This window comes from Aquiflexum sp., from assembly GCF_977115555.1.
The window spans coordinates 1-8104 of sequence record NZ_CDSBKL010000178.1; the positions used below are offsets into that span (position 1 = coordinate 1).

At 41.8% G+C, this 8104-nt stretch carries 8 protein-coding genes; 3 read left to right on the forward strand and 5 right to left on the reverse strand.

The window, feature by feature from the left end:
- The coding region (locus tag ACZFYI_RS11610; protein ID WP_462524297.1) for a M56 family metallopeptidase at positions 1-763 on the reverse strand (763 nt) is incomplete at its 3' end.
- The gene (locus ACZFYI_RS11615) at positions 763-1128 is read right to left on the reverse strand and encodes a BlaI/MecI/CopY family transcriptional regulator (RefSeq protein ID WP_113924168.1); all 366 of its coding nucleotides are present in this window, start codon (positions 1126-1128) and stop codon (positions 763-765) included. The genes ACZFYI_RS11610 and ACZFYI_RS11615, both read right to left, overlap by 1 nt.
- A gap of 255 nt (positions 1129-1383) precedes the next feature.
- Here ACZFYI_RS11615 and ACZFYI_RS11620 point away from each other — a divergent pair, with 255 nt between their 5' ends.
- Positions 1384-1992 carry an alpha-ketoglutarate-dependent dioxygenase AlkB family protein gene (locus ACZFYI_RS11620; protein WP_462524303.1) on the forward strand — a complete coding sequence of 203 codons (609 nt, stop codon included), beginning with the start codon at positions 1384-1386 and terminating at the stop codon, positions 1990-1992.
- A gap of 23 nt (positions 1993-2015) precedes the next feature.
- Here the strand turns inward: ACZFYI_RS11620 and ACZFYI_RS11625 are convergent, their stop codons facing one another.
- Positions 2016-4133 carry a beta-L-arabinofuranosidase domain-containing protein gene (locus tag ACZFYI_RS11625; RefSeq protein WP_462524298.1) on the reverse strand — a complete coding sequence of 706 codons (2118 nt, stop codon included), beginning with the start codon at positions 4131-4133 and terminating at the stop codon, positions 2016-2018.
- A 106-nt stretch (positions 4134-4239) separates the two neighbouring features.
- Positions 4240-5067, reverse strand: a complete 828-nt coding sequence (locus tag ACZFYI_RS11630; RefSeq protein WP_462524299.1) for a helix-turn-helix domain-containing protein — start codon at positions 5065-5067, stop codon at positions 4240-4242.
- Positions 5068-5238: 171 nt separating this feature from the next.
- Here ACZFYI_RS11630 and ACZFYI_RS11635 point away from each other — a divergent pair, with 171 nt between their 5' ends.
- Both ACZFYI_RS11635 and ACZFYI_RS11640 read left to right on the forward strand, forming a co-directional pair.
- Positions 5239-6699 carry a CotH kinase family protein gene (locus ACZFYI_RS11635; RefSeq protein WP_462524300.1) on the forward strand — a complete coding sequence of 487 codons (1461 nt, stop codon included), beginning with the start codon at positions 5239-5241 and terminating at the stop codon, positions 6697-6699.
- 67 nt (positions 6700-6766) lie between these two features.
- Positions 6767-7261 (forward strand): cupin domain-containing protein, encoded by a 495-nt coding sequence (locus ACZFYI_RS11640; RefSeq protein ID WP_462524301.1) that lies wholly within the window; start codon positions 6767-6769, stop codon positions 7259-7261.
- Between the two features lie 355 nt (positions 7262-7616).
- On the opposite strand, the gene ACZFYI_RS11645 is transcribed toward ACZFYI_RS11640, so the two are convergent.
- Positions 7617-8104, reverse strand: a 488-nt coding sequence (locus tag ACZFYI_RS11645; RefSeq protein WP_462524302.1) for a peroxidase family protein, incomplete at its 5' end; no start/stop codon positions are given.

Here is an 8104-nt window from a genome sequence, read left to right on the forward strand (position 1 = left end):
CCATTCTTTTTTTGGTGAGTGAAAAATTCAAACTACTTGCCAATCCAAAATTTTGACCTGTCAAAACCATGGATAAAAGCTCGAGTTTATATTTTTCGACAGGAATTATTTTCAAAGCAGCCTGGTCAGCGATAAATTCATGGTTCAATTTGATGGCGGTCTTGACCCAATACAATCCCGGGTGAAACCAAATGAAAACCAAAAGAAATTCGATCAAAAGATTATCCCAACTGTGCTTTTCCTGCACATGGGTGGACTCATGAATCAGTATCGCATCCGTAAATTTTCCGCTTTCAAAATCTGAATGGGAGACAAAAATATATTTCAAAAAAGAAAAGGGAGGACAATCTTCCTGAAGCATCACGAGGTTTTCCCCGCGGTATTTGATCAAAACATTCCGGTTTACTTTTTCAAATAAAATGTTGATGTTCCTTATAAACCGGACCAACAATGCAAATGTGATCAATCCATAAAAAAGGATCAGGACCAGCTTCCAATCTAAGCTTTTTTCGGTTTGGGAAACGACCGGCTGCATTTCCAAACTTTCCACATCAGGTACAAACTCGGTTGGCACTTCAGGTTCAAACAGCGGCTGTGTAGCAGTAACTTCAATGGTATTTAAAGGAATCAGAAAAGACACCACCACTGAAAACAGGAGGTAAAACCTGTTGAAATGATACATGGCCTCTTTCTGCAATACAAAACGGTGAAACAACAGAAGGAGAAGCAGGCAGACCGCGGATTTGATGAAGTAAAGTGCCATTATTTTTTATTTAGGAGGTTGTCAATATTGGCTTTGATTTCGATGAGTTCTTCATCGCTGAGTTGGGTCTTTTTTGTAAAAAAAGAGGCAAACTGAGCCGGTGAATCATTGAAGAAGTTCTTGATAAGCGCATTGATGTGCTTGGAGAAATAATTTTCCTTGGTCACTAAAGGGTAATATTCACGGGAATTTCCAAAAGTCTTGTAGGCCACAAATTCCTTTTCCTGCATCCGTTTTAGCAAAGTGGAGATAGTCGTCGATGCAGGCTTGGGTTCGGGATATGCGTCCAACAAATCTTTCATGAAAGCTCTTTTAAGGCTCCAGAGATGGTTCATGAGTTCTTCTTCGGTTGGGGAAAGTTTCATTGTCTAGAATTAAGATCGATATCTACAAATGTAGATATTAATTTTAAATCTACAAGTGTAGATTGAGATATTTTTATTTAAACTTAAAAACCATTCATTAAGGACGAAAGAACCTGATTCATTCAGCTATAAACGGTTATCTATTACCCGCAAAAATCCAACTCCAATTTTGACAATTAAAAAACATGGCTCAATCCAAAACCTTAAGGGTTGTTTAGCCATTATTGTTTTTATTCCCAACTTGCAGCCATGAACCTGAACCTCTTCGAACCTACTCTCAACCCCAACACCAACCTGCTTCCCAAAGACGGCATTGTCAACTATTACGGCAAAATTTTCAATCCCAAAGAAGCAGATTTTTACTATGAGGTTCTCCTCAATACCATCGAATGGAAAAATGATGAGGCACATATTTTCGGAAAAAAGATCATCACCAAACGAAAAGTAGCTTGGTATGGCGACAGGGAATTTGAATATACCTATTCCAATGCAACCAAAACTGCCTTGCCTTGGACCAAGGAACTGTTAAAGCTTAAAGAAACCATTGAAAAGGAAACCGGGGAGACCTTCAACTCCTGCCTGCTCAACCTCTACCATACCGGTGAAGAAGGCATGGCCTGGCACAGCGACGGGGAAACTGACCTCAAAAAAGACGGTGCTATCGGTTCGGTGAGTTTTGGAGCGGAGCGGAAATTTGCTTTCAAACACAAGGAGACCAAAGAGAAGATCGAATTGCTGCTAGAACACGGAAGCCTGCTTGTGATGGCAGGTAAAACCCAAACCAATTGGCTTCACCGCCTTCCTCCCACCAAGCTGATCAAAAGACCTAGGGTCAACCTGACCTTCAGGACGATTGTACGTTAAAGAAAACCCTGATTTTTTGAGACTCATTTGACTTTGACCACAGGAAATTCCGTAATCCTGAGCGTCGTGCAGCCATATGGAATTAGGGTAATCTCTCTTTGCCTTTCAGCAATTTCATTTGAGGTAATGACCTTTGGCAGGTTTTCAGGGATCTGCGGAGCACTCTTGACTGTTCTCCATTCAGGTACATGTATACCTTTTAGCCTCAACTCGATTGGGGTATTTTCCAGATTCCATGGATAGTCCCCGCTCCAGTCTTTTTCGATGATTTCAACGTGTTCAGCAAGATTAGAAAGGATATTTGCTTCAAGGGCAAAATTCCAATCCGCTTTGGGAAAAACTTCCCAAAAGGCACGGAATCGGTCTTTTCTATCTTTGACTTTGTTTTCAGACTCGATTTTCAGACTATATACCAAGGGTCCTCTTTCGATAGAAACCAAATCCTGATACCATGGTGAATACTTCAATTCCATTGGTAAGGTCAGTATGACTTTGTCCCCATTTTTCCAGATCCTTTCCAAAACAGCAACTTGGTTGATGACTTCAAATTTCTCCTCTTTGCCATTGATTTCAATTTTGGGATTTTGGGACCAAGCCGGAATTCTGAGGTGAAATGGGAAAGCCGCCTCTTCCGAAAGCTCAATTTCGAAATGGATGGTTTCACGAAAAGGAAATCCGGTGCTTTCTTTGACCTTGAGCTTTGCGCCATGACCAACGGTCATTTCTACACTGCTCGGCGCATACAACAATGCAGCCACTCCTCCATCCGGCGTCGCATAGAATAGATTCTGTACAAATTTTGGCCAAGACTGATGCATGTTGGTGGTGCAGCATGGATATCCGGAAAGCACGCCAAACACAAAATCCGTCCCTTCATGGTTTGTTTTCTCAAAGGAAGTTTCAAGCTGATCGGTAAGTTCTACCTGATTTGCAGCCTGAAAATATTGCCTGGTCTGATAATCATCCGAAACCTGTGTAGGAAGGGCGTTATAGGTGATTTTTTCAAGTAGATCTGCAAATTCCATGTCTCCGGTGATCTTGAGGATGGTTTCCAGAGAAAACATTTCTTCCGCCACTGAACATAACTCAACTCCTTGGACAGGGTTATTCCCATGGAGAGGTTCATCACCTCCATACATTCCCTGCGCCTGTCCATGAAACGACTGTAAATCCCGGAGTGCTTTTTTGACTGCCGGCAAAGCTTGGGAGTCTTTGCTTTTTTGAAAATAAACCATCGGCTGTTTCAGTCCTTGGGCAACATTGACCGTATGGAGACCGGGAACTTTTGATAGCGTCAGGTTTCCGATTTCTTCGGGATCAAAAGGAAAGCGCTTGATTTTATTGTAATGCCAGACATCTTGGAATTGAACTGGGTTTTCGGCATTGGTATAAATCTTCTGCCAAGGGAAAGTCTGCTCTTGGATCAAATCTCCCAATTCTAACAAAAAAGCATCCCCCGTGATATTGTACAGCCAATAGACGACCATCAGGTTATCTCCTGCCCGACGGTTGGCCCAGAGTGAAAGGTAGTCCAGCGGTTTTTCGGGAAGGGTTTTTAATTGGTATTGGAAATATTTGGTTAAAGAAGCGATTACCCGTTCATCGCCTGTGGCCTGATAATATTGCTGCAATACTTTGAGCATGACCATTTTGGGCCACCAATCTTCTCTTGGCCCTTTTTGGATTCCTTTTTCAGGTTCCGGTTCGGTTTCAAATGGGATTGGTCCCAAGTACCCGGATTCCGCCTGATTGTTCAGGGTCCAATCAATCCAAGTTTGAGCCTTTTCTTTAAGTCGGGCATCATCCAGGATATATGCCAATGGCAAAAGTCCATCAATCCAATAAGGACCTCGCTCCCATCCGTCTCCATCACCGCCAAGCCAACCGTTTCTTGCACCTACCACCTCAGGGTAAACCTCGTCCAGATGTCCCGTCAAGCCCTCTGCCATCCGTTGGAGTTGGTCCTCAAGCCATCCTTCTGCCTTGATACTTCCCAAGGGGAGTTCAAGGTAAGGAGTGGGTTCCAAAGGTTCGCGGTTGACAGGATAATGGGATTTTGTGGTGGATTCCTGAGAAGTGTCCGTTTGGGAGCAAGACGCAAGCAACAGGCTTATGAGCAGAAAAAAGGCTATTTTCTTCATAGATTGAGGGAATTATTTTGGGTATTCCAAGTTAATTATTTCAATCTTGAAAAAAAGGAAAACAAATTTAAGATTGCCTGAGGCTTAATATTTATGGAGTATTTGATCAATCAAAGTTATCTCCCAATGTTCTTATGCCTTTTTCTTCGCCCTGATTGTCTATCTCAAAAGTCCAGATGAAGTCCCTGCAGTCGGCTGACACATTAGATCCGGGGCAGGTTTGTTGGGTTCCGGCTACTACATAGCCATTGCGGTCAGAAGCTTTTTCCAACTTTTCCCCGTATTCATTGAAAAATCCCCCATACGTCTTTTGCCAAACCAACTGACCTGCACCATCGATATTCAGGAGCAAAACATCATAATTTCCCGCACCGAATGAACTTGTTGAACCCAATACCAAGCAACCGCCGTCTTCGGTAGGAAGCAGCTGGGAAGCCCGGTCGTAGCTTGTTCCACCGTAGGTTTTTTGCCAGAGGATATTGCCTTCAGAATCCTTTTTGGTGACTTCGATATCACATTCCGTATCAGAACCACAATTTACCGTGGCTACCTCATAGGATGATTTTTCTGATTGAATACGTTTAGCTGGAACGGAAAATGGCTTTACAAAATAAACCGCAAGAGACAAGCCCAAAAGGAGAGCAGTGCTCAACAAAGGGATGCGATACAAGGCAATGGAAGAAATTAATCGGTTCATGATTTTGGAAGATTTGGAATTTGAAACATTAGTTTTTTTACCCGAATCCTGAAAAAACTGATTCAAATCTGCTTCTAAGATCGCCGAGAGCTTCTTCAAAGAATAAAGACTCGGTTTGACTTCCCCGTTTTCGATTCTTTGGATGGTCCTCAAGGAAATACCGCTAAGGTCTGAAAGTTCCTGCTGTGTCAGTCCTTTGGCAAGCCGAAGGGTTTTGATTTTTTCTTCTGGATTCACGGTCAAATATCTTGTTTACATTCCTGTTCCAAAACGCCAAGCATACGACATCTTTGCGTCATTGTCCAAACTGCCTTCCAAAAAGATTGTTTCGGATTGAGCCGGACACAAAACTTAAGTCTATGGCAATCCGTAAATTTCAACTAATTTTGTTTACCAAAAATAAAAAATATGCGCGGTACAGTAAGAAACATTTTTTGGATTGGGATTGTCAGTTTGTTTATTTGGACAGGTTGTAAGGAACCTGTAGAGGTTTTTATTCCAAAAGGAGATGATGGGCAGGTATTTGCCATTGACACCCAAGACAGCGAAATCCCTTACGTGGTGATCGACACCCGCGGAGCTTCGATTCCCTATGAACCGGGAGTACAAGCGCAAATGAAAATCTACCAAGAGAAAAAACTGATCCAAACCCAACCTATCGATATCGAATACCGGGGCAAAACTTCCTTCCGGCTTTCGGACAAAAAGGCATTCAATTTTGAAACTGTTGATGATGCGGGAGAAGGAATGGATGTTTCCCTCCTTGGTCTTCCTGAGGAAGAAGATTGGAGGCTTATCGGCCATGTGGTCAACATTTCCGAAAGATACATTTGGGACAGAAGCCTGATGTTCAACCACATTGCCTATGAGCTTTCCAATCAGATCGGAAAATATGCAAGCAGGGGGAAATTTGTCGAAATCGAGGTAAATGGGGAGTATATGGGCGTGTATTACCTGTGTGAAAAGTTAAAAAGAGACAGCAAAAGAATAGACATCAAATCCCTCAATACTTCCTCGACCAATCTCACAGGAGGCTATATCCTCAAAATCGACAAGGCAGATGCAGGACCGGAACACGATGGCAAACCGCTTTCCTATTTCCTCAACAATTGGGATGATGATGCCCGATATACTGCCCAAAACAGCTTTCGCAGTACATATGATATCTTCAGAAAACCGGTGAATTTCCCGGCATTCGGTTCACCATACCACCCGGATCTTTATTTGGAAACCTACTTCATGTATGAATATCCAAAAGCTGAAGACATCACCGATGCCCAAAAGTCTTATATCGCCGACTATCTTGACGATTTTGAAACCGCATTATTGCAGGATGATTTTGGGGCAGGTGAAAGGACTTATGCCAACTATATAGATATCGGAAGTTTTGTGGACTACTTTCTGATCAATGAACTTGGCCGTAATGTCGATGCCTACCGCATCAGTACATTTTTGGTCAAAGACCGGGATGGAAAATTGGCTATGGGACCGGTTTGGGATTTCAACATCGGTTTTGATGAAGGAGGAAGGATTCCGATGGATGATTGGGTCATCAATTACAACAACTATGTCAACCAAGATGCTTGGATGATGCCTTTTTGGTGGAACAGGTTGATGGAAGACCCGGTGTTCAGGCAGGCTGTCAAAGCCAGATGGACAAGTCTGAGAAGCAGCACCCTGAGCAATGGAAACCTCCAAAAACTGGTTTCCGAAACGTCTAAGTACCTTCAAGACAACAATGCAGTGGTCAGAAATTATTCCAAATGGGAGGTGAATGCGGACCGAACCTATGACCAAGCCATCCTTGATCTCCAAAATTTTCTCAGCCAAAGAGCCAATTGGATGGATGGGAAAATCGGGGCTTTTTAGGTTCCGAAAGGTAAAATCTTTTAATTTGGGTTTTAATCAGCAACTAACTTTTGAACCGAAAGAGAATATGCAAGGCGTAATAGAAATTTTTGAAAAAACTGAAAAATATATCGAAAACCTAGGGTTTGAAATCGTCAAAAAAGACGACCAAAGACCATGGGGAGGATTCTTGGTGATCAACGAAGACCAAGCTTCAAAGTTTGCATCGCAATTTTTTCCTGAGGAGGATTTTGAATCCCTGAAGATATCCGAAAAACTCAGCCCAAAAATCCTTTTGGTAGCCCCTGGCAAAAGGTTAAGCTGGCAATACCACTTCCGAAGGGCAGAAATCTGGCGTTGTATCAAAGGCAAAGTTGCCGTGGGAACAAGTATTACCGATGAAGAGCATGAGAAAAAAACGCTTATCGAAGGAGATAAAATCAAACTCCAACAAGGGGAAAGGCATAGGTTGATCGGTTTGGAAGATTGGGGAGTAGTGGCAGAGATTTGGCAGCATACAGATGCCACCCATCCATCCGACGAAGAAGATATCGTCAGGTTGCAGGATGATTTTGGAAGGTGATAATCTTGGAGATTGCATTCTTTTCAGGTGTTTTAATGGCTCATACCAAAGAGAATGAATCACAACTTTTTAAATTCTGCACAGAAACTGAATGAATGCAATTACCCAAAAACTATACATTTAAATTTTTATATGTATAGAAAATCGTAAAATCTATACATAATACCTGGTTGTATCAAATGAAATTCAAGCAATATTAAATATTGTGATTATTGGTTTTTTTGTTCATCTGATCACAAAAGAAGGAATATAGTAGTCCATCCAAGAGATCAGGATATTTAAAAAATTGATCTTAATTAAAAAAACCAGTCCCGAAAGACTGGCTTTTCTAAAATACTTTTCAAAGAACTTGGAATTACTTTTTATAAATCAAGTCAAACCTATCCAGATTCATCACTTTATTCCAGGCTGCTACAAAGTCCCTCACAAACTTTTCTCCGGAATCTTGCTGCGCATAAACCTCAGCCAAAGCTCTCAATTCTGAATTTGAACCAAAAATCAGGTCAGCTCGGGTAGCTGTATATTTAAGTTCTCCGGTTTTTCTATCTCTGCCTTCAAACTTTTCTTTGGTATCATCAGCTGCATTCCACTCCGTACTCATATCCAATAGATTTACAAAGAAATCATTGGTCAGCATTTCTTTCTTTTCGGTAAAAATTCCATGATTCGAGCCATCATAATTGGTATTCAATGTGCGCATCCCTCCTACCAAAACAGTCATTTCAGGAGCAGTCAAAGTCAATAATTGGGCTTTATCCACTAACAGTTCTTCTGTGGAGATAGTGTATTGGGTTTTTAAATAATTACGAAACCCATCTGCCATCGGCTCGAGCAACCCAAAAG

Coding starts and splice junctions, on each gene's coding strand:
- ACZFYI_RS11615 (WP_113924168.1), bottom strand. CDS start 1,128: ATGAAACTTTCCCCAACCGAAGAAGAACTCATGAACCATCTCTGGAGC.
- ACZFYI_RS11625 (WP_462524298.1), bottom strand. CDS start 4,133: ATGAAGAAAATAGCCTTTTTTCTGCTCATAAGCCTGTTGCTTGCGTCT.
- ACZFYI_RS11635 (WP_462524300.1), top strand. CDS start 5,239: ATGCGCGGTACAGTAAGAAACATTTTTTGGATTGGGATTGTCAGTTTG.
- ACZFYI_RS11640 (WP_462524301.1), top strand. CDS start 6,767: ATGCAAGGCGTAATAGAAATTTTTGAAAAAACTGAAAAATATATCGAA.